Below are 445 nucleotides of genomic sequence, written 5' to 3' on the forward strand. Positions count from 1 at the left end.
AAGTTCATCTAAGAGCTTCGGCCGAAACCCTCTCGATCGCCCCCTGACTACTTCGCATTCGCAGGAGCATTCCCATGGCTGAAGTCCTCGTCTACGTCGACCACGCGGACGGTGCCGTCCGCAAGCCCACCCTCGAGCTGCTGACGCTCGCCCGCCGCATCGGCGAGCCCGTCGCCGTCGCCCTCGGCGCCGGTGCGGCCGACACCGCCGCGGTGCTCGCCGAGCACGGCGCGGTCAAGGTCCTGACCGCCGACGCCCCCGAGTTCACCGAGTACCTCGTGGTGCCGAAGGTGGACGCGCTGCAGGCCGCGTACGACGCCGTATCCCCGGTCGCCGTGCTCGTCCCCTCCTCCGCCGAGGGCAAGGAGATCGCCGCCCGCCTCGCGGTCCGCATCGGCTCCGGCATCATCACCGACGAGGTCGACCTGGAGGCCGGTGACGAGGG

1 pseudogene is annotated in these 445 nt (G+C 70.6%); it reads left to right on the top strand.

What is annotated here, in order from left to right:
- Nucleotides 1–74: 74 nt before the first annotated feature.
- Nucleotides 75–445: pseudogene (locus G3I78_RS48445) on the top strand (electron transfer flavoprotein subunit alpha/FixB family protein); the annotation flags it as partial.

The organism is Streptomyces sp. SID13726, assembly GCF_010548375.1.
GTDB lineage: Bacteria > Actinomycetota > Actinomycetes > Streptomycetales > Streptomycetaceae > Streptomyces.